We start from the raw sequence: 20549 nt of genomic DNA on the forward strand, positions 1-20549 counted from the left end.
CTACTTGGCAGTTTTTTTATTGAGGGATTTCGTTTTATAGAGGAAGTAGGATATGGCGGTTATTGATCAAGCCCTATTAGATGCCGTTGAGCGCATTGCCCATGAAGCCGGCGATGTCATCATGAGTGTCTATGCACGTGACTTCAGCATCGAAGAGAAAGAAGACAAAAGCCCCCTGACCGAGGCGGATAAAGCGGCGCACCATGTGATTGTGCGTGGGTTGCAGGCATTGCCAGAACAGTTTCCGATCCTTTCAGAAGAAGACATTGAAAGCTTTACAGGTACCGACGCTGAGGGCCGCTACTGGTTAGTCGACCCGTTGGATGGCACCAAGGAGTTTATTAAGCGCAACGGTGAATTCACGGTCAATATTGCGCTGATTGAAAACGGCAAACCGGTTCTTGGCGTAGTCACTGCACCTGTGCTGGATATCGCCTACGTGGCGGCAGAAGGCTTGGGCTCATATAAAATTGAAGCCGATGGCAAGCGCAAGGCCATTACCGTTGCTGGTAAACCTAGACCAGGTACTGCATGGCGCGTAATGGGTAGCCGCTCTCACCCAAATCCGGGTTTAGCTGCGTGGCTAGAACAACTGGGTGAGCACACCATGCTGCCCTTGGGCAGTTCGTTAAAGCTGTGCTTAATCGCTGAAGGTGACGCTGACGCCTACCCTCGGTTAGGGCCCACTTGCTTATGGGATACCGGCGCTGCCCATGCGGTGGTACTTTATGCGGGTGGTCGGGTGGAAACACTAGAAGGCGAGACGCTTAGCTACGCCAACCCTAGTGAAAAGCTCAACCCGCATTTTGTCGTTTGGGGGCATTAACAAATAACGTCATTATTGAAAATGTCGAAGTGCTGCGCGCATAGCTGCATGGCTTGGGGTTTGAATTTACCTTTGATACTGACACCAAAACCTCCAGCTAAGCGCGCTTTTCGACTGATTTTTCTGCTGACTAAAGCCAACATGCAGGCGGTCAGCGCCCGTGTCGGTCAGCGCTATGTGTTTGCTGATGGCAGCAGTGCCGTGAAACCCTCCGAATGCGTTCATGTCTCGCTAATGTCGGAGCACTATTATTTTAAGGTCAGTGGGCTGCTGTCGCGGGTCTTGCACGTTGCGGCACTGTAGTTGCTTTCGTATCATGTGGCCTTGGAAGAGGTGCCGATGTAGATAAGCCACGAAACCTCGCAAAAAGCGTAATAATGGCACGTAGAATTGGCGGTTAAACGCCTATCACTTGTTATTAGGCAGAAGATATTGCTTCTGCTGTGATTCTTGTGGTTCGAATATTTATTTAGCGTTGAACGTTATTTTTTTGAATGAGAGAAATTAAGTAAATGGGAAAATTATTATAATAAGCTTGATAATCTCAATATTTTTTTAAAATATCTTTATTGGTAAGTACCGATTTGTTTGATTAGTCGCGTATTTTGATTTTAATGACTGTTAATTGCCAGGCCTTCAGGAAAATATAAGATGTTTGATAATGCTACTATTCTTGTAACAGGCGGTACCGGTTCATTTGGTCACAAATTTGTGCCGATGGTCTTGGCCAAGTATAACCCAAAAAAAGTCATCATTTATTCACGTGATGAAATGAAGCAATGGGAAATGGCGAAGCTTTTCCAGGGCGAGGAACGTGTACGTTTCTTCATAGGGGATGTACGTGACCGTGAGCGTATGTACCGAGCCCTGGATGGTGTGGACTACGTAATTCACGCTGCTGCCACGAAAATTGTTCCCACGGCTGAATACAATCCGTTTGAATGCGTCAAAACGAATGTTATCGGTGCAATGAATATTATCGATGCCTGCATTGATAAGGGCGTCAAAAAAGTAGTGGCGCTTTCAACTGATAAAGCCAGCAGTCCAATCAACTTGTATGGTGCTACGAAACTGACGTCAGACAAGCTCTTCGTGGCAGGTAACTCCTATGCGGGTGGGCACGGAACCCGTTTTGCCGTAGTGCGTTACGGTAATGTGATGGGTTCACGTGGTTCGGTCATTCCCTTTTTCTTATCAATTCGCGATAAAGGCGTCATGCCTATCACTGATGACCGCATGACGCGCTTCATGATTTCGTTGGAAGAGGGTGTTGAGCTGGTATGGCACGCCTTTGAAGATATGGAAGGCGGGGAAATTTATGTCAAGAAAATCCCTTCTATGAAAGTCACCGATCTGGCCCGTGTGGTTGCTCCAGAAGCAAAACAGGAAGTGGTCGGTATTCGCCCTGGTGAGAAACTGCACGAGCAAATGATTAGCTCTGAAGATGCCTATTACACCTACGAATATCCCGAACATTTTAAGATTTTGCCGCAGATTAATAGCTGGGATAAAGATGCCAACCGCATCAAAGATGGCAAAAAGGTCCCCGAAGGTTTCGTTTATTCTAGTGATAACAACCCAGAATGGATGAGTGATGCCGATCTCAAAGAGTGGATCGAGCAAAACTGGGAAAAAATTGGAGCGATCTAAATGATCCCTTATGGACGCCAGGATATTCAGCCCCAGGATATTGAAGCGGTTGTAGCGGTATTAAAATCTGATTTTTTGACGCAAGGGCCTGTTGTGCCTCGTTTCGAAAAAACGGTTGCCGATAAAGTGGGGGCAGGATATGCACTGGCCGTCAATAGTGCTACGTCGGCGCTGCATATTGCCTGCCTGGCACTTGAACTTAAAGAAGGCGATTGGCTTTGGACCAGCCCCATCACCTTTGTGGCGTCGGCTAACTGTGGCCGTTATTGCGGTGCCCAGGTCGATTTCGTTGATATTGACTCTGAAACATACAACCTTTGCCCTAAAGCGCTTAAGCGTAAACTAGTCAGCGCCGAGAAAGCCGGCAACCTACCCAAAGTGGTTGTCGCTGTTCACCTTTGCGGCCAGCCGTGTGATATGCAGGCGATCCATGCCCTATCACAGCGCTATGGGTTTCATGTCATTGAAGATGCTTCGCATGCGATTGGCGGCAAGTATCAGGATGAGTACATCGGGTCGGGTCGTTATAGCGACATCACTATTTTCAGTTTTCATCCGGTCAAGATCGTCACCACAGCTGAAGGTGGCATGGCGCTAACCAATAACAAAAAACTTGCCGACAAAATGGATCTGCTGCGTAGTCACGGTATTACTCGCGACCCTGACTTGATGACAAAAGCGGCCGATGGTCCTTGGTATTATCAGCAAGTGACGCTTGGCTACAATTATCGAATGACCGAATTGCAGGCGGCGCTAGGCGTATCGCAAATGGAACGCCTTGATGAGTACGTGGCTACCCGAAATGCGCTTGCTCAACGATATGACGAACTACTCGCGCATTTGCCAATAACACTCCCGAAGCAACACCCGGATAGTTATTCTGGCCGACATCTCTATGTCATTCGCGTAGCCTTGGATAAAGTGAATGTTAGTCACCGGGCCGTATTCGAGCAGCTTCGTGAAGCGGGGATTGGCGTTAATCTTCACTATATTCCCGTCCACGAGCAGCCTGACTACCAGTCACTTGGCATTGAGTATGATGCCTTGGAAAATGCCCAGCAATATTATGCTGAGGCCATAAGCATACCGTTATATCCTACGATGACGCATGACGATCAGAATGATGTCTTGAATGCTTTAGAACGGAGTCTTTCTGTTTGAATATCGCGATCATTCCTGCGCGGGGCGAGAGTAAGCGTATTCCGCGCAAAAATATCCGTAACTTCTGCGGTAAGCCGATGATCGCCTGGTCTGTTGAAGCGGCACTGGCAAGTGGTTGCTTTGACCGCGTGATTGTCTCTACGGATGACGATGAAATTGCCCAGGTAGCCATTGAGTGCGGTGCCAAAGTGCCTTTTTTACGCCCTGCTGAGCTGTCCGATGATTACAGCGGCACGCTGCCTGTTATTGCGCATGCCGTTAATTGGGTAAAGTCTGAAGGGGTTAGCCCTGAGGCAGTATGTTGCCTTTATGCCACCGCGCCCTTTGTTCGTCCTGATGATTTGCAGGCAGGTTTAAAAGCCTTGAATGAAGAGAATGCTGATTATGCTTTCTCGGTGACCAGCTATGCGTTTCCCATCCAGCGTGCGTTACGCATGACGAAACAGGGGAAAGTGGAAATGTTTCATCCCCAGCATTTCAACACGCGTTCCCAGGATTTAGAGGAAGCATGGCATGACGCAGGGCAGTTTTATTGGGGGCGTGCCGAGGCATGGCTCAATGAACTGCCGATATTTTCTCAGCATTCTGTACCTGTCAAATTACCGCGCCATCGTGTTCAGGATATCGATACGTTGGAAGATTGGGAGCGCGCAGAATGGCTCTTTAAAGCGTGGGACGCTCAACAAACCAAGGATGATTGATGGGCATTGAGACGAACCGTGTTGTGCATATTGCCTTCCGTGTTGATGCCTCTCTGCAGATTGGCACCGGTCATGTGATGCGCTGTTTAACACTGGCGAAAGCGCTGCGCGAAACCGGTGCCAAGTGCCATTTTCTATGCCGTGAGCATCCCGGCAACTTGATTGATTCAATCGAACAACAGGGCTTTACAGTACATCGCCTGGCTGCACCTACTTCAGCAAAAGAGTATCAGATATCCCAAGACAATAGCGAGCCATGTCATGCCCCTTGGCTAGGCGTACCCTGGCAAGAAGACGCTGATGCGTGCCGGTCTTATCTGGCTGAATTATCGCCTGACTGGTTGATCGTGGACCACTATGCATTAGATCAGAAATGGGAAGCAGAAACCTGCCCGCGTAATGCGCGTTTGCTGGTAATAGATGATTTAGCCGACCGGCCGCATCGTGCCAATGTATTACTCGACCAGAATCTCGGGCATAGCGTCGATGATTACACTCATTTAGTGCCTGAGTATTGCAAATGCCTGGTAGGCACTGAGTTTGCTTTGCTGCGTCCTGAATTTGCGGCTTTACGAGAAGTGAGTTTGTCGAAGCGCCAGGGGCAGCACGGTATTCAAAAGCTTTTAGTCAGTCTTGGCGGGGTGGATAAAGACAATGCGACTGGTTTGGTTTTAGAAGCTTTACACAATTGCGCTTTACCCCCAGGCCTTGAAATCGATGTGGTGATGGGCGCTACAGCCCCTTGGCTAGCTGATGTACAGCAAACGGCATCAACGTTACCTTACCCAACTAATGTATTGGTTAATGTTAATAATATAGCGCAGCTAATGGCGAATGCTGACCTCGCCATTGGTGCTGCGGGAAGTACGTCGTGGGAACGCTGTTGCCTTGGGTTGCCCTCGTTGATGGTAGTACTTGCCGAAAACCAGCGTGAGGTAGCGGAAAAGCTAGACTCTCTGGGAGCAGCAAAACTATTGGGTGATATTGACGCTATTGCATCTGGCTTACCCAATGCAATTGAACATTTGACGCCTTATGCTTTAAAAAAAATGTCCAATAATGCTTCTTCACTTGTAGTGGGAAATGGTGTTGAAAAAGTAATTTCGGCTATTTTATAGGGCTATATTAGCAAGGCTTTTTATGGAAAATGAGTTAGGTGTATTGAGGGACATTAGGGAAGATGAGTTGCAAACCATTTTAAATTGGCGCAACGCCCCTGCGGTCCGTAGAAATATGTATACGCGCCATGAGATATCGTTAGAAGAACATTTGGCCTGGTGGAAAAATGTAGGCAGCCGTGAAGATCAGCAGTATTTTATATATGAATATAAAAACACACCCTTTGGTGTGGTGGCTTTTACTCAAATTAGTAACAAGGATAAGAATGCCAGTTGGGCATTTTATGCCTCCCCTGAGGCGCCGCGCGGCACGGGTTCTCGCATGGAATATCTCGCCCTTGAATATGCTTTTAAAGCGTTAAAACTGCATAAGCTTCACTGTGAGGTTTTGGATTTTAATCAACCCGTTGTCAATCTGCATAAAAAATTCGGTTTTAGTATAGAGGGGGTGTTACGAGACCAACACCTTCATGAAGAGAATTACTGTGATGTTATTAGGTTAGGCATCCTGCATTCGGAATGGCAGAAAGAACGGGAAGCCATTTTTCTTAAGCTAACCTCACATAACTGAAGGGGAGTACATCATGCCTAGTATCCAGATAAATGGAAGAGATATCGGCTTGGGCCACTCTCCTTACATCATTGCTGAAATCTCGGCTAACCATAATGGAAAGCTTGAAACCGCTCTGAAAATTATTGATGAAGCTAAAAAAGCCGGTGCTGATGCCGTAAAGCTACAAACCTACCGTCCCGACACGATTACTTTAGATTCGAATGACGATGATTTTAAAATAAAAGGTGGATTGTGGGATGGGCGCACGCTCTATGAGTTGTATGAAGAAGCGCACATGCCCTGGGAGTGGCATAAACCGTTATTTGAGCACGCGCGTAACGTTGGGATTACAATCTTTAGCTCGCCATTTGATAAAACCGCCGTTGATTTGTTGGAAGACCTCGATGCACCCGCCTATAAGATCGCTTCCTTTGAAGCAGTCGACTTGCCTTTAATCGAGTACGTCGCTAAAACGGGTAAGCCTATGATTATCTCTACGGGCATGGCTAACGCAGAAGAGATTCAGGAAGCCATTGACGCGGCAGTTAATGCAGGTTGCAAGCAACTTGCCATCTTGCAGTGTGTCAGTGGCTATCCCGCGCCCGCTGAAGAATACAACCTGCGTACTATTCCCAACATGATTGAACAGTTCGGGAAAGTAACAGGCCTTTCGGATCATACCTTGGATAATACGACCGCTATTACCAGTGTCGCACTCGGTGCAAGTATCATTGAGAAGCATTTTACGCTGGACCGTAAAGGTGGGGGGCCAGATGACACTTTTTCACTGGAGCCCGCTGAATTAGCCGCGCTATGTAGAGACACGAAAACGGCTTGGCAAGCGCTTGGTACAGTTGATTACGGGCGTAAATCAAGTGAACAAGGTAATGCACAATTCCGTCGCTCTCTCTATTTTGTTAAAGCGCTGAAAGCGGGTGATATCATTACCGAAGACGCAGTACGCAGCGTTCGTCCTGGCTATGGTTTGCCACCTAAGTATCTCAATAGCCTTATTGGCAAGAAGGTGGCATACGATGTTGAGCTAAATACGCCAGTGAAAGCGTCTTCTATTTCTGAATAACGAGATTTTTTATGTGTGGCATGTCGGCGTGTTAAATGGCGCCGTTACTGTAACCCCGCAAACTTGCCAAGAGCGAAATGGTAGAGCCATTCAGCTAGGGCGGCTGCGCCGCCTTAGCGGTTGCCGCATAATGCTCATCAAATTGGCGAACAGAAAATAGCATCATCATCCCCTGTTTTTACATGTCGTCATCGGTTTGTCTTGAACAGTGCTTTATGGTTGTGAGTACAGTATCGAAGAGAAAGAAGACAAAAGCCCTCTAACCGAAGCGGATAAAGCGGCGCATAACGTGATTGTGCGCGGTTTGCAGGCGCTACCGGTGCAGCTTCCGATACTTTAGACTCAACTCCCCTTTTGAGGTATGGGGGCATTAAGCCAGCAGGGCTAAGCATGGCTTTCTGAATGCGTCGCTTTGATATTTACAATACGACGCATTTATACGCTCGCCACTTTCTTTCGGTCGACGATTTTTCCTTCGCGCACAATAAATTCATAATGTGCTGTCTGGACAATCGCTTGCACGTTGCGTGGGGTAAATAGCCCCCAGCAGGTGCCGTTTGGGTTACGAACGGATCGGTACTGAATACCTTCTGAACCGCTTTTACGCAGCTGGCTACCCAGTGCGCGGGCGGCAGAATAGTCATCAGTATGATAAATAGCATGATTGGCTGGGAGGTTGGTGGCGTCGTTAAGTACATCCCCCGTGAACGTGCAGGCAAGCCCGCGGAAGGTTAAGCGGTCAAATTTCAGGTCTTCAATATTGGCAAGATATCGGCCTTGGTGATAAGTGACTTCTGCAAGCGACGTCGCCATGGTATCGGCCATATAAAGCATACCGTAGTCGCCGTTACTAAAGCGGCTTCCTTCTGGCGTCACATGCGTAAATGGAGCCGCCGCATAATGGCAGCCAGCAATGCCCCAGGGGATATCCTTTAAGTCAATATAGTTCAAGTCACCGGTCTCTTGTTTGAGCCGAGGGTTGGTCAGGGCTTGCAGGGCATAGAGGTCTTCAAACTCTTCTGAGCTTGCCACGTCATTGAATATATCAATAGGGGGCAGTTTGGAGTTGATTAGCCGGAATCCCCGTGTTTTAAGCAGGCTAATCGTAGGGAGTTGTAAGTGCGTCACCAGTCACCTATCACCATAGGCCTCCGCGAAGGGTGTCAATCCGTTTAAACGTTTCGTATAACGCAGCGAAGTCGCCACTCTCAATAACCCCTAACGGTGTCCTACCATTGAAGTAAGGGTTGTGGTTATGCTTTGCCATGAAGCCATACACGTTTTCTGGATTGTCGAACACAATTCGCAGCGCTTGGTGAATATTGAGTAAATAACTGATGCGCGTGATCTGGTCTTTATCCAGGCGAGCACTTTCTGGGTGGCTACGATATTTGTAAAACGTCGCTTTGGGTAGCCGCAGAATCGCCTGCATCTGCTCCGTACTGCAGCCCCACTTTTCAAGGATATTAAATGCTGCCTTGAGGCCGCTAGCCCCCATTTTGCGGACCAGGGTGGGTGATTTTTCTGCTGTGGCTACATTCATAGCGCGTTCTCCTTCGTGCGCATCGTTCTATCTATTTTCGTTCTATCTATTTATCACTGTCTGTCTATTTATCACCATTCCATCTATTACCATCGTTTATTGTTAGTCTCAATATAGAGGTTTTTTTTAATTTTGTCTATTTGGAGAATTTCTGTGTTAGCTAGGGCTGTGGAGTTTTCATAGGGACTCATGGCTATTTTAGGCTAAGGTGACTTGCTTGTTTTTCATCTGTTGGTTACGGAGTAACCTTGATTTCCGGCCTGCTTGTGGGCGAAGTGTCTGCTGCCTTGCGTGAATTTATGTGAGCGGGAATATTCCGACTGAACATTTTTGCAGCTATGTCCAGCGCGGACTATACTGTATTTGTCAGACGCACAGGACATATTAGCCATGGTTAAAGTGACGAACCAGCCCGGAAAACGAGTGGATCAAAGTGCTTCTGAAGTTCAGGAAGACTTTGATCGTGCTTTGAAGCAAGTTGAAGCCATTCTTCGGCCTTACTATTCGGAAGAGATAAAGGCTTTTAAAGACGGTGAAACGCTGAACGTACGCACTCCTGAAGCAAAGGTACACATTACTGGCAAAGTGGTCAGGCGCGGTGTCATAACCAAGGGCGTCAAAGCATTTCGTGCTCGAGCGGAGCTTGTTTTAAGGGGGGTTGAAGCCATATCCCGTGAGGTGGGCTATTTGCCGTCTGATTCTGTGGATCTACTGTTGCGCTCATCTGATCCAAAACTTCTTGCAGGGCTGGCGCGAGCCTCCCTTGATGACACTCAGATTGACAGGGTGGATCGGCTGAGACTCAAGGGTGCTGAGCGTTTCCAGAAATTAATTGAGGATGCTGGTGGCTCAGTCTCTTCCCGGTGGGTTTCTGAATTTCTCGGTACTACCGAAGAGGCTGTCCGGAAACGCGCTCAAAGAGGGAGCCTGATTGCGCGGCGTACGGCTTCCGGTGATTTGAGTTTTCCTCGTTTCCAGTTCGATGAAAGTAGAAGTCGGCTGTTACCTGGTCTCTCGAAACTGCTCACTGAAGCCGCAGCATGGGATGCGGAAGAGTTAATTCGCTTCCTGTTAGTACGACATGAACCTGCCAGCAGCGACGATACCCCACTCAACTTGCTTAAGCGTGGCCAAATCGATCGGGTGTTGAATCTTGCCAGAGTCCATATGCAGCAGAGGGCATAGGATGGCTCGGTTTCCGGAGGATAAGGACACACTCGAATCAATACCCATAAAAACCATCGACCTGGGCACCTGTTTTTATCGGGTCAGCGGTACAGAGTATGATTCAGCTGTATTCTATTCCGGGTGTTCCCAAAACCGTTGGACACCCATCGGTGGGAAGCCCGGCGTTTGCTATATGGCTGAGTCACCTATTGGCGCTCTGGCTGAATCAGTTTGCCGAAATGTGGCGCACCTTGATGAAGCGGAAATGTTTTCATCGTTGTCAGCGCTACGACAACTCGGCATGTATGAGTTGGTGCTGCGCAATTCTGTCACTGTGCTGGATTTCACCGTTGCCCACCTTGGTCGCTACAGGCTCGATGCCACCATTTTGGGGGATTACGATGAGTCTTTATTCCCGCCTTACAAATTTTCGCCGGCTTGGGCCTCGCATGCGGTGGAGCTGAACCTTGCCGGTATATTGTACCGTTCTCGCCATAAAATCGATGAAACCTGTTTGGCGCTATTCGATGTAGGGACTGATATTGGGGAAGGGGGATGCGGCAAGCTGGATGACAATCAGTATCTAGAAATTCTGGAAGATGAGTTCAAGTGGGGCGTTATTTGATCAGAAATCCGCATTACCGACTGACGTAACCGTATTGGCTAGCAGGTCGTAACGGCGGAAATCACGACCTACTTTCTTAAACCCCTGACAGCGCCAAGCCAGGCAAAGCGTTTCTGTTTAGGCACTCATTATGCATATCTCGCTTTGCTGGTTACAATAATATACATTGAGCTTGAATTTTAAACTTTCACTGCCGGTGGGAATTTATGTGTGGCATTGTCGGCGCGGTTAGCGCAAAGGATAGCACTCCCTTTCTACTCGAGGGGTTAGCAACATTAGAGTATCGCGGCTACGATTCGGCGGGGTTGGCGCTGTTAGCAAGCGATGGGGTGAGCGGCTTGCAGCGCGCACGTTCCAAAGGGCGTGTTGCTGAACTGGCCGCTAAGGTCGCGCAAGAAGGCATTAACGGCCGGGTCGGCATTGCTCATACCCGCTGGGCGACCCACGGCGTGCCCGCCGAGCGCAATGCTCATCCCCATATCTCCGCTGGTTTGGCGGTCGTGCATAACGGCATTATTGAAAACTACGAAGCGCTGCGCGAACAGCTACAAGGGTTGGGGTATGCATTTACCTCCGACACCGACACCGAAACCATTGCCCACCTGATTCAAGCCTGCTTTAAAGGCCAAATTGGCGAACCGGCGGAAAACCTGTTTTCCGCCGTGCAGTGTGCCGTGGGGCATTTAAAAGGCGCTTTTGCGCTGGCGGTGATCAGTGAAGAAGAACCCGAGTGCGTCGTGGTGGCCCGCGAGGGCTCGCCGCTGATGCTGGGTGTTGCCGAAGATGGCCACTACGCCGCCTCGGATGCCTCGGCGCTACTCTCGGTAACCAAGCGCATGATGTACCTCGAAAACGGTGATATCGCCCGTTTGTCGCGGGAGTCGATTACCTTGGTCGATCGGTTAGGCCAGCCTGCGCAGCGCCAAGTGATTACGTCTAGCCTGAGCCCTAATGCGGTAGAGCTGGGTGATTACAGCCACTACATGCAGAAAGAAATCTTCGAGCAGCCCCAGGCGCTAAGCAATACGCTGGAAATGATTAGCGGGGCAGGGGTACTGCAGCCCGGTATCTTTGGCGCCGAGGCGGCCGATATCTTCCCCCAGGTCGATTCCGTGCTGATTATTGCCTGCGGCACCTCCAGTTATGCAGGCATGACCGCTAAGTACTGGATCGAGCAAGTGGCAGGCATTGCCTGCAACGTCGAAATTGCCAGCGAGTACCGCTACCGCCAAAGCGTGCCGAATCCTAAGCAGTTAGTGGTGGTTATTTCCCAATCCGGCGAAACCGCCGACACCCTGGCCGCGCTGCACCACGCCAAGGCGCAAGGGCATACCTATACCTTAGCAATCTGCAACGTACCGGAATCCGCCATTGTGCGTGAAACCGCGCTGCGCTTTATTACCCGTGCCGGCCCCGAAATTGGGGTGGCGTCGACCAAAGCGTTTACCACCCAGCTCAGTGCGCTGTTCTTGTTGACACTGCTGCTGGCGAAAGCCAACCAACGCTTAAGCGAAGATGATGAAAAGGCCTACCTGGATGAGCTGCGCCACTTGCCCATCGCGGTGGATAAAGTGTTGTCGTTAGAGCCGAGCATTCAAGCGTGGTCGAATCACTTCGCCAATAAACACCATGCGCTGTTTTTAGGCCGTGGGCGGCATTACCCGATTGCGTTGGAAGGCGCGCTTAAGCTTAAAGAAATTTCTTACATTCATGCCGAAGCCTACCCGGCAGGTGAGTTAAAGCATGGCCCCTTGGCATTGGTGGATGCACAGATGCCGGTCGTGGTGGTGGCCCCCAACGACGAAATGCTGGAAAAGCTCAAAGCCAACATGCAGGAAGTGAGCGCCCGTGGCGGCCAGCTCTATGTGTTTGCCGATGGCGGCAGTGCGGTGAAAGCCTCCGACGGTGTGCATGTTTTACAAATGCCGGAGCATTACGGGCTGCTGTCGCCGGTATTGCACGTGGTAGCGCTCCAGTTGCTTTCCTACCATGTGGCCTTGGTAAAAGGCACCGATGTGGATAAGCCGCGTAACTTAGCGAAGAGTGTGACGGTAGAGTAAATGACACGGTGAGTCGAGAATTGTGAGGCGTGAATCGTAATCCTTCTGTTCACCACTCACCACTCACCACTCACCACTCACCACTCACCACTCACCACTCACCACTCACTATTTACTATTCATAATTCAGGCTTTTTAAGAATGCGACAATATTTTGGCACGGATGGGGTACGTGGTCGCGTGGGTGAGTTCCCGATGACGGCCGATTTTGCTATGAAGCTTGGCTGGGCCGCGGGGCAAGTATTAGGTGCTGAAGGGGCCAGGGAGGTCGTGATTGGTAAAGATACCCGTGCCAGCGGCTACATGCTGGAATCCGCATTGGAAGCGGGTTTTTCCGCGGCGGGGGTGAATGTTGCCTTGGTTGGGCCGCTGCCGACACCGGCCGTTGCTTATTTAACCTCTACCTTTCGGGCCGATGCAGGGGTGGTTATCAGCGCATCGCATAACCCCTTCGATGATAACGGCATTAAGATCTTTGCTCAGGGCGGCCATAAGCTTACAGACGCTCAAGAGCAGGAAATCGAACACTGGTTGCAGGTCGCCCTGGATGGCGGGATGACCTGCGTTAGCTCTGAAAAATTGGGTAAAGCGCGCCGTATTGATGATGCCGCCGGCCGTTATACCGAATACTGCAAAGCAAACCTGCCGGGGCATTTAAACCTTAACGGCCTAAAAATCGTCGTCGATTCTGCCAATGGTGCCGCTTATAAAGTGGCACCAGCGGTGTATAGCGAACTGGGCGCAGAGCTGATTAGCATTCACGCAAGCCCCAATGGCTTGAATATTAACGAGCACTGCGGCGCTACCTCGATGCAGAGCATAAGGGCAGTGGTGTTAGAGCACCAGGCTGACTTGGGCATTGCCTTAGATGGCGATGCCGACCGTTTAATGATGGTCGACCATACCGGCACGGTGGTCGATGGGGATGAACTTTTGTACCTGTTGGCGAAAGACGCCAAAGCATCTGGTTATACCGGCGGTGTGGTGGGCACTCAGATGAGCAATTTGGGTTTAGAGCAGGCGTTAGCGAGGTTGGAGATTCCTTTTCTTCGCGCCAAGGTAGGCGACCGCTACGTAATGGAACAGCTCAAAGCGACCGGTTGGCGGCTAGGCGGCGAAGGCTCTGGGCATTTGCTGAGCTTGGATCATGCCTCGACAGGGGATGCCATCATTGCCTCGCTTCGTGTACTTACCTGTTTGTTACAGCAAGGCACGATACTGTTTGATGGCAAGCAGGGGATGCATAAGCTTCCCCAAACGCTGATCAACGTACGCATTAAAGCCCAGGAAGGTAAGGACCCACTGGATTCGGCGCAGGTCAAATCAGCTGTCGCACAGGTAGAAGAACAATTAGGGCAAGATGGCCGCGTGTTGCTGCGTAAGTCTGGTACTGAGCCATTGATACGTGTGATGGTGGAAGCTGTCGATGCGGTTCAAGCGCAGCACTGCGCGGAACAAATAGCAGACTCACTGAGTAGTACAGGTTAGTGGGTTTAAACTAGTTGTGTTTTAACGAGCTAAGGCTGAAATACGCACCCAAAAAACGTGGCTAATGAAAGCAAAATACGTGGATAATGAAAGCAAGGGAGACGCAAATGGATGTTGTCACGAAGGCTTTTTATGATGAAAAACCGAGTGCTAACGAAGCAAAGGAACGCGTAGCGTTTGGCACCTCCGGTCACCGTGGCCGTTCTATTGAGCGTACGTTTAACCAATCACATATTTTCGCGATTACCCAGGCCGTTGTCGATTATCGGCGCCAAGTGGACTACCAAGGGCCGCTGTTTTTAGGCTTTGATACCCATGCGCTTTCCCGGCCTGCTTGGGAGTGCGCGCTACAAGTGTTAGCCGCTAACGATGTGCCCGTTTTCGTTGAGAAAGGGCATGGCTACACCGCTACCCCTTTGGTCAGTCACGCCATTTTACAGCACAATCGCCGTGAAAATCCGGCGGGGTCTGGCGCAGCACTGGCGGATGGCTTAATCATCACGCCTTCCCATAACCCCCCTGAAGATGGCGGTATTAAGTACAACCCGCACCACGGCGGCCCAGCGGACACCGATGCCACCAGCTGGATAGAATTGCGCGCCAATGCTTACTTGCTGCGTGAGTTAGTAGATGTACCAACCGTACCGGTTGAGCAAGCAATTGCTTATGCCCAGGCGTATGACTTCGCCGCCCATTATGTCGCGCAACTGGCGGATGTGATCGATATAGGTGCTATCCAACAAGCCAACCTGACGCTGGGCGTTGACCCGATGGGGGGTACGGCTTTGCCGGTGTGGCAGGCCTTAGCTGCCCATTACAAGCTGAATATCGAGGTAGTGAATACCGCGATTGACCCGGCGTTTGCCTTTATGCCGCCGGATCACGATGGCAAGATCCGCATGGATTGTTCAAGCTCAGCAGCCATGGCGAATCTGTTAACGATTAAAGATCGTTTTGATATTGCCTTTGGTAACGACCCCGACGCCGACCGCCACGGTATTGTGGATGCTAATGGTTTGATGAATCCGAACCATTTTCTGGCGGTGTGCGTTGATTACCTGATTACCCATCGCCCGGAGTGGGCCGCATCGCTAAAAGTGGGTAAAACCCTGGTGTCCTCTTCGATGATAGACCGTGTGGTGGCTTCCCACGAGCGTGAGCTCTATGAAGTGCCGGTGGGCTTTAAGTGGTTTGTCGATGGACTGCACGAAGGCTGGTTGGCCTTTGGTGGTGAAGAGAGCGCGGGTGCTAGTCTGCTGACCCGTGATGGCAAGGCATGGTCAACCGACAAGGATGGCATTGTGCTGTGTTTGTTGGCAGCGGAAATTATGTCGGTCACCGGCAAAACCCCCAGCGAGTATTACCGTACGCTTACCGAGCGATTTGGCGAGCCCTTTTATAAGCGCGTGGATACGGCTTGTTCGCCCGAAGAGAAGGCGGCGTTTAAAAACCTGAATGCTGAAAGCATCACGGAAAAATCGCTGGCAGGCGACCCTATCACGGCGGTGCTGGTGGCGGCACCAGGTAACGGTGCAGCTATCGGGGGGATTAAAGTCACCACGCAGAACGGTTGGTTTGCCGCTCGCCCAAGTGGTACTGAGTCGCTTTATAAAATCTATGCCGAAAGCTTCAAAGGCGAACAGCACCTGGACGAACTGATCGAAAACGCCAAAGGGTTATTGGCCGGTGTGTTGCGCTAGTGCCAGAAATTTTAGGAAGTACCAGAAGATTCATATTGCTCGCTATGTTGTTATTTAGTATTAAATTAACGGCTGGAGGACATTTATTGGCTTAAAGCTTGCTGGTTTTAGAGGAATAAAACCTGCTGTTTAGTGATGTAAAGCTTACTGAGTGACAACGCGAGTTTTTCATCTTAGCGGTACCTGAGTTCAAGGAGGAACGAATGTATTCATCAGCGCACTCATTGATGCAGCGTGTTTATACACCGCTCAATGCTTTGGAGGAACATGCTGAGCACCTGCAAGCGCAATCGCTCAGTGACTTAATCGGCGGTGATTCGGCTGCCGCCGTGCAACGGTCAAATAACTTGGCATTTACGCTGGGGTCGCTTCACTTGGACCTTAGCAAACAGCGGATTACCCCACAAACGCTCTCATTATTAGTCGATTGGGCGCATAGCTGTGGCGTTGAATCGAAGCGAAAAGCGTTGTTTGCGGGAGAAAAAGTCAACACGTCTGAGCGGCGTTCTGCGTTGCACATGGCGGCGCGTTGGCCTGCTCATGCCACGCCGCCTAAAGGAATGGAAGCAGCGGTCTCTTTTTGTCAGCACCAACGTGCCCGCTTAACAGCGATGGTAGAGCGTTTACATCGAGGCGAGTGGTTTGGTGCCAGTGGGCAGAAAATCACCGATGTGGTGCATATTGGTGTTGGCGGCTCAGATTTGGGCCCCAAAATGGTCAGCGAGGCGCTGGCAGACCGGCCGAGCCATACTTACATCAACGTTCATTATGTTTCCAGTATGGATGGCGCGCAGTTATTGCCGCTGATGGAGCGCTTAGATCCTGCCACGACACTATTGGTATTAGCCTCCAAGTCGTTTACCACCGCTGATACACAGTTTAATGTACGTACTGCGTTGACGTGGTTAAGCGATGCGCTGGAAATCGATGTGCCTACGGTATGTCGTTGTCAGCTAATTGGGGTCTCCTCAAAACCTGACAAAATGACTGAGTTTGGTATTCCTGACGCTCATCAGTTGGTCTTTAAAGACTGGATTGGTGGGCGTTTTTCGTTATGGTCACCGATTGGTGTTAGCGTCGCGATGCAGCTTGGTATGGCGAGCTTTAATGCATTGCTGGATGGCGCACATGCCATGGACCGCCATTTCCTTGAAACACCGCTGGATGAGAATTTACCCGCGTTAATGGCGCTAGTCGGTGCGTGGAATTGCCAGTTCTTGGGTATCTCCACCCATGCGGTACTGCCTTATGATGGCCGATTAAAGAGCTTGCCTGCTTATTTGCAGCAGCTAGAGATGGAGTCGAACGGTAAGAGTGTATGCCTGGATGGTCGCTCTGTTACTCATGCCACTTGTCCGATTATTTGGGGCGATGTCGGGCCGAATGCACAGCATGCGTTTTATCAATTGCTGCATCAGGGCGGGCATACCATCAGTGCTGATTTTGTCGCGGTGGCTGGGCGCGAAGTGGATGCCGTGCCGGATGTTAGAGATGCCTTGGCAGCTCAAGAACAGTTAACGTTAGCCAATTGCCTGGCTCAGGCGCAGTTATTTGCGTTGGGTGACGATGCGATACCGAAAGCGTTGCGTGGGCATATGGCGCAGGGCTATCGCGGTAATCAGCCCAATTCACTGCTGATGTTAAAGCAGTTAGATGCGTGGAGCCTTGGGGCGCTGGTAGCACTTTATGAGCATAAAGTGTTCGTACAATCGGTGCTTTGGAACCTGAATCCCTTTGATCAGCCAGGCGTTGAACTCGGTAAAAAGCTGGCGACGAGTCTTTTTAACACGCTGACGGGTAGCGCTATCGAACAGGACTTGGTGAAAGATGCAAGTACCCAGCAGCTACTGCGTAAAGTCGGCGAATGGCGTCAGCCATATAGCCAAAATAGCCCGTATAAACGCTAGAAATAAAACAGTAGATACTGTCAATAAACAAAGCCAGTCACAAAATGAAGGAAGCCACTAATGACGCAGGTACGTAAAGCGATTATTCCGGTCGCAGGTTTTGGGACGCGCTTATTGCCTATTAGTAAATCGATCCCTAAAGAGATGGTCCCTGTGGTTGACCGCCCATTGATACAGCACGTGGTGGAAGAGGCACTGGCCGCGGGGATTAATGAAATCATTCTGGTGACCCGTTCAGGTAAATCCGCCATTGAAGACCACTTCGATGCCCATGTGGAACTTGAGGATTCGCTGGCCAGTAAGGGCAAAGATGACTTGCTGAAGACACTGGCTGCTATCGCGCCGCCCTATTTAAAAATCACCAGCGTTCGTCAGCCTAATGCGCAGGGGCTTGGGCATGCGGTTTTTTGTGCCGCTCATTTATTGGGTAAGGATGAGCCTTTCGCCGTTATTCTGCCGGATGTGTTGGTGAAGCCACAGTTGGGAAGCACTACCTGTGACTTGGGTGATATGGTCGCCCGTTGGGATACAAGCAGCGCCGCGCAGATTATGGTGGAAGCGGTACCGGAAGAGGAAGTTTACCGTTACGGGATTGTGGACTGTGCGGGCGACGAACCTAACGCGGGCGATAGCGTCGATATGCGCGGGGTGGTGGAGAAACCTAAACCCGAAGACGCACCTTCACGCCTTTCGGTAATTGGCCGTTATGTGCTGCCTTATCGCGTGATGGAGCTGTTAAGCGATCAACCCCCAGGTGCCGGCAACGAAGTGCAATTAACCGATGCGATTGATCGATTAATGCAAGAAGGTAAGCCAGTGCAGGCTTTCCGCATGAACGGTCGCACTTTCGATTGTGGCAACATCGATGGTTGGTTAAAAGCCAACACCCTTCTTGCCCGCGAAGCTGGTTACGACGTGTAAGGACGTTAATCAACCCGGAGGCGGCTGGCGCCGCCCTTCGTGGGGGCGCGCCTTTGCGAAAGGCTTCGTGTGCTCGTTTCCCTTATCAATCCTCATCCTATAACCCAGTTGTGCACTATTCTGCTCATTAATTCTTCATAAAGCGTATTTTGTGCGCTAAGCTGCTCATCATGTTTTAAGTAGATAAATTTTGAGCGCTATATTGCGCATGGACTGGTTTTGAAACTGACGGTACAGATTCACTTTGATCAGGCTTGGCACGATGCTGCCGAGCTGTCATTTCTTGCTCCAGAGCAGGGGACACGTGGGCCGTCTCGTCTGCGTTATACGACTGACTATGCTGTCGATAGGCTCTTTCTAGATGACCTGCACGCTTGCAGCCTACTATTGCCTGTCGAGCTAATGTTAACTCACGAGTCGCCGCGCTGGTTCGGCTTCCTGGAAGATATTATGCCGGCCGGGGCTAGTCGCCGCTTTTGGATAGATTATCTTGGACTTCATGATTTACCAGCCGGACGCCAAGATGCCGAGCTACTGGCGCATGGCACCATTGCGCCGGTAGGTAATCTACGAATCAAAGAAGCCGTGCCCGATGCCTCCGCGAAGCAAATACTGGAGGAGCGACGTTTTCCGATACAAAGCGTCCTAGAGCGACAAGTGGATTTTCTTGAGTATGCTCAGCAGATGGGAGCGGCCAGTGGTGGCGCGACCGGTGCTGGTGGCGAGGCGCCTAAGCTGCTACTTAGGCTCACCGAGGATGATCAAGTTTGGATCGATACTTGGCAGGATGACATACATTGTCCTGATCTGCCCGTGTTAGTGAAATTTCCGCGTGGTAGCCGTTCTAATGATGATTGCGACATATTGCGCGCCGAGTACCATTATTATCAGGAGCTAGCTTCGCTCGGTATCGCCACTATTGACACAGCCCAAATGCGCCTGGTCGAGGGCGAGCGTTATCCCTCTCTATGGTTACCACGCTTTGATATGCAGTACCTCGACGGCGCCTGGGTTCGCTATGGCCTGGAATCCGTTTACTCCTTAATGTCGGTAGCGCCAGGCAGCTTTCTTCGCCACGGCGAGACACTCCGCCAAATGGTCAGCCTGCTACACGCTCAGTATCGAGTGCGAGAAGGAGGAGAGATATTCGATAGCGCATCGTTTGTTCTGGAGTGGGTTAAGCGCGACCTACTCAACATTGCTTTCGGAAACTCCGACAACCATGGCCGTAATACGGCCTTGTTAAAGCGCCCTGAAGGTGTCTGGTTTGCTCCGGTCTATGACTTCGCCCCCATGAAAGCAGATCCCGAAGGAGTGACTAGGACCACCCAGTGGGGGGCGCCGCTGGAAATAGGGGGAGAATATAACTGGCCAGCCATTGCCGAGTCGCTGGTAGATTTCGTCGCACCGGAGCGCGTAATGGAGGAGCTCCGCACGCTTGCGGCTGGGCTTGAAGGCGTAGATGAGCGCCTAGCCGCCCGTGGTGTTCCTGCTCGTATCCTTGATATGCCTGCCGTAGGTTTACGCACCATCAATACACGGCTCAAACGCTGGGGGTTGCTGTGAAACCACACTATCCTGATGATCGCGAAGCGGCACTGGTGGCTCTACTGAAGCGCTATTATGCGGGTGAACTTACCGACGGGCAGTTGCTACGACTCCTGCGGCGCGACGTGCTGGGTCTGACTCAGACCCGTTATGCCTCTTTAGTTGGCATTAGCCGGCGCACATTGTCGGATCTCGAAGGCGATAAGGGCAATGTCACCCTAGAGGTTAGGAACCGCGTGTATCGACCGCTAGGCCTGGAAGCGAGCCTGCTACCGCGCAAGCGTACCTTACTGGAGCAAGCGCTGGCATTTACCGAGTAAATCGGAGCCCGCTTGGTCTATGACCCCTTTAACGACCGGAAGATGTGCAGTAGCAGATCGGTGAATCCCAGCTTACCATCGTACAGACAGCAATGTCCCAACTGGTCACCTTGTGTAACAATGCCTGGTTGGCCAGCTTCAAGGTCAACTACAAAGCGTCCGTTGACTTATAAGGTCAGG

At 50.7% G+C, this 20549-nt stretch carries 19 protein-coding genes; 17 read left to right on the forward strand and 2 right to left on the reverse strand.

Features of this window, described 5'->3' with window-relative positions; translation table 11 throughout:
- The first annotated feature begins 52 nt into the window (after positions 1–52).
- From cysQ to pseI, 8 genes are all read left to right on the forward strand, one after another.
- The gene (gene cysQ / locus ACUVOF_RS13720) at positions 53–826 is read left to right on the forward strand and encodes a 3'(2'),5'-bisphosphate nucleotidase CysQ (protein WP_447044901.1); all 774 of its coding nucleotides are present in this window, start codon (positions 53–55) and stop codon (positions 824–826) included.
- A 60-nt stretch (positions 827–886) separates the two neighbouring features.
- Positions 887–1129: a hypothetical protein gene (locus ACUVOF_RS13725; protein WP_447044902.1), complete on the forward strand. Its 243-nt coding sequence runs from the start codon at positions 887–889 to the stop codon at positions 1127–1129.
- Between the two features lie 348 nt (positions 1130–1477).
- Positions 1478–2476 (forward strand): UDP-N-acetylglucosamine 4,6-dehydratase (inverting), encoded by a 999-nt coding sequence (pseB, locus tag ACUVOF_RS13730; RefSeq protein WP_447044903.1) that lies wholly within the window; start codon positions 1478–1480, stop codon positions 2474–2476.
- Positions 2477–3637, forward strand: coding sequence for a UDP-4-amino-4,6-dideoxy-N-acetyl-beta-L-altrosamine transaminase (gene pseC / locus ACUVOF_RS13735; protein WP_447044904.1), 1161 nt, complete (start codon positions 2477–2479; stop codon positions 3635–3637).
- Positions 3634–4338, forward strand: a complete 705-nt coding sequence (gene pseF / locus ACUVOF_RS13740; RefSeq protein ID WP_447044905.1) for a pseudaminic acid cytidylyltransferase — start codon at positions 3634–3636, stop codon at positions 4336–4338. Before pseC ends, pseF begins: the two co-directional genes overlap by 4 nt.
- The gene (gene pseG, locus ACUVOF_RS13745) at positions 4338–5456 is read left to right on the forward strand and encodes a UDP-2,4-diacetamido-2,4,6-trideoxy-beta-L-altropyranose hydrolase (protein WP_447044906.1); all 1119 of its coding nucleotides are present in this window, start codon (positions 4338–4340) and stop codon (positions 5454–5456) included. The genes pseF and pseG overlap by 1 nt, the downstream gene beginning before the upstream one ends.
- Positions 5457–5478: 22 nt before the next feature.
- Positions 5479–6027, forward strand: a complete 549-nt coding sequence (gene pseH / locus ACUVOF_RS13750) for a UDP-4-amino-4,6-dideoxy-N-acetyl-beta-L-altrosamine N-acetyltransferase (protein WP_447044907.1) — start codon at positions 5479–5481, stop codon at positions 6025–6027.
- A gap of 13 nt (positions 6028–6040) precedes the next feature.
- Complete coding sequence (pseI, locus tag ACUVOF_RS13755) at positions 6041–7090, forward strand: pseudaminic acid synthase (protein ID WP_447044908.1); 1050 nt, start codon at positions 6041–6043, stop codon at positions 7088–7090.
- 435 nt (positions 7091–7525) lie between these two features.
- On the opposite strand, the gene ACUVOF_RS13760 is transcribed toward pseI, so the two are convergent.
- Together ACUVOF_RS13760 and ACUVOF_RS13765 are read right to left on the reverse strand one after the other, a co-directional pair.
- A complete protein-coding gene (locus ACUVOF_RS13760; protein ID WP_447044909.1) occupies positions 7526–8218 on the reverse strand; it encodes an RES family NAD+ phosphorylase in 693 nt (230 codons plus the stop codon).
- 10 nt (positions 8219–8228) lie between these two features.
- Positions 8229–8633 (reverse strand): antitoxin Xre-like helix-turn-helix domain-containing protein, encoded by a 405-nt coding sequence (locus tag ACUVOF_RS13765; protein ID WP_447044910.1) that lies wholly within the window; start codon positions 8631–8633, stop codon positions 8229–8231.
- Between the two features lie 390 nt (positions 8634–9023).
- Between ACUVOF_RS13765 and ACUVOF_RS13770 the strand changes: the two genes are divergently transcribed.
- The 9 genes from ACUVOF_RS13770 to ACUVOF_RS13810 all read left to right on the forward strand — a co-directional run bounded on the left by ACUVOF_RS13770 (position 9024) and on the right by ACUVOF_RS13810 (position 20369).
- A complete protein-coding gene (locus ACUVOF_RS13770) occupies positions 9024–9818 on the forward strand; it encodes a hypothetical protein (protein WP_447044911.1) in 795 nt (264 codons plus the stop codon).
- Between the two features lies 1 nt (position 9819).
- Positions 9820–10425: an RES family NAD+ phosphorylase gene (locus ACUVOF_RS13775; RefSeq protein ID WP_447044912.1), complete on the forward strand. Its 606-nt coding sequence runs from the start codon at positions 9820–9822 to the stop codon at positions 10423–10425.
- 206 nt (positions 10426–10631) lie between these two features.
- The gene (gene glmS, locus ACUVOF_RS13780) at positions 10632–12485 is read left to right on the forward strand and encodes a glutamine--fructose-6-phosphate transaminase (isomerizing) (protein ID WP_447044913.1); all 1854 of its coding nucleotides are present in this window, start codon (positions 10632–10634) and stop codon (positions 12483–12485) included.
- A 141-nt stretch (positions 12486–12626) separates the two neighbouring features.
- Positions 12627–13973: a phosphoglucosamine mutase gene (gene glmM / locus ACUVOF_RS13785; protein ID WP_447044914.1), complete on the forward strand. Its 1347-nt coding sequence runs from the start codon at positions 12627–12629 to the stop codon at positions 13971–13973.
- Positions 13974–14080: 107 nt separating this feature from the next.
- Positions 14081–15673: a phosphoglucomutase (alpha-D-glucose-1,6-bisphosphate-dependent) gene (pgm, locus tag ACUVOF_RS13790; RefSeq protein ID WP_447044915.1), complete on the forward strand. Its 1593-nt coding sequence runs from the start codon at positions 14081–14083 to the stop codon at positions 15671–15673.
- A 203-nt stretch (positions 15674–15876) separates the two neighbouring features.
- A complete protein-coding gene (pgi, locus tag ACUVOF_RS13795; RefSeq protein WP_447044916.1) occupies positions 15877–17580 on the forward strand; it encodes a glucose-6-phosphate isomerase in 1704 nt (567 codons plus the stop codon).
- Positions 17581–17640: 60 nt separating this feature from the next.
- Positions 17641–18501: a UTP--glucose-1-phosphate uridylyltransferase gene (locus ACUVOF_RS13800; RefSeq protein ID WP_447044917.1), complete on the forward strand. Its 861-nt coding sequence runs from the start codon at positions 17641–17643 to the stop codon at positions 18499–18501.
- Positions 18502–18720: 219 nt separating this feature from the next.
- Positions 18721–20067 carry a type II toxin-antitoxin system HipA family toxin gene (locus ACUVOF_RS13805; protein WP_447044918.1) on the forward strand — a complete coding sequence of 449 codons (1347 nt, stop codon included), beginning with the start codon at positions 18721–18723 and terminating at the stop codon, positions 20065–20067.
- Entirely contained in the window at positions 20064–20369 is a 306-nt protein-coding gene (locus ACUVOF_RS13810) for a transcriptional regulator (RefSeq protein ID WP_447044919.1), read from the forward strand. Before ACUVOF_RS13805 ends, ACUVOF_RS13810 begins: the two co-directional genes overlap by 4 nt.
- The last annotated feature ends 180 nt before the right edge of the window (positions 20370–20549 follow it).

This window comes from Vreelandella sp. H-I2 (assembly GCF_052959335.1).

Coding starts and splice junctions, on each gene's coding strand:
- cysQ (WP_447044901.1), top strand. CDS start 53: ATGGCGGTTATTGATCAAGCCCTATTAGATGCCGTTGAGCGCATTGCC.
- pseB (WP_447044903.1), top strand. CDS start 1,478: ATGTTTGATAATGCTACTATTCTTGTAACAGGCGGTACCGGTTCATTT.
- pseC (WP_447044904.1), top strand. CDS start 2,477: ATGATCCCTTATGGACGCCAGGATATTCAGCCCCAGGATATTGAAGCG.
- pseG (WP_447044906.1), top strand. CDS start 4,338: ATGGGCATTGAGACGAACCGTGTTGTGCATATTGCCTTCCGTGTTGAT.
- pseH (WP_447044907.1), top strand. CDS start 5,479: ATGGAAAATGAGTTAGGTGTATTGAGGGACATTAGGGAAGATGAGTTG.
- pseI (WP_447044908.1), top strand. CDS start 6,041: ATGCCTAGTATCCAGATAAATGGAAGAGATATCGGCTTGGGCCACTCT.
- ACUVOF_RS13765 (WP_447044910.1), bottom strand. CDS start 8,633: ATGAATGTAGCCACAGCAGAAAAATCACCCACCCTGGTCCGCAAAATG.
- ACUVOF_RS13770 (WP_447044911.1), top strand. CDS start 9,024: ATGGTTAAAGTGACGAACCAGCCCGGAAAACGAGTGGATCAAAGTGCT.
- ACUVOF_RS13775 (WP_447044912.1), top strand. CDS start 9,820: ATGGCTCGGTTTCCGGAGGATAAGGACACACTCGAATCAATACCCATA.
- glmS (WP_447044913.1), top strand. CDS start 10,632: ATGTGTGGCATTGTCGGCGCGGTTAGCGCAAAGGATAGCACTCCCTTT.
- glmM (WP_447044914.1), top strand. CDS start 12,627: ATGCGACAATATTTTGGCACGGATGGGGTACGTGGTCGCGTGGGTGAG.
- pgm (WP_447044915.1), top strand. CDS start 14,081: ATGGATGTTGTCACGAAGGCTTTTTATGATGAAAAACCGAGTGCTAAC.
- pgi (WP_447044916.1), top strand. CDS start 15,877: ATGTATTCATCAGCGCACTCATTGATGCAGCGTGTTTATACACCGCTC.
- ACUVOF_RS13800 (WP_447044917.1), top strand. CDS start 17,641: ATGACGCAGGTACGTAAAGCGATTATTCCGGTCGCAGGTTTTGGGACG.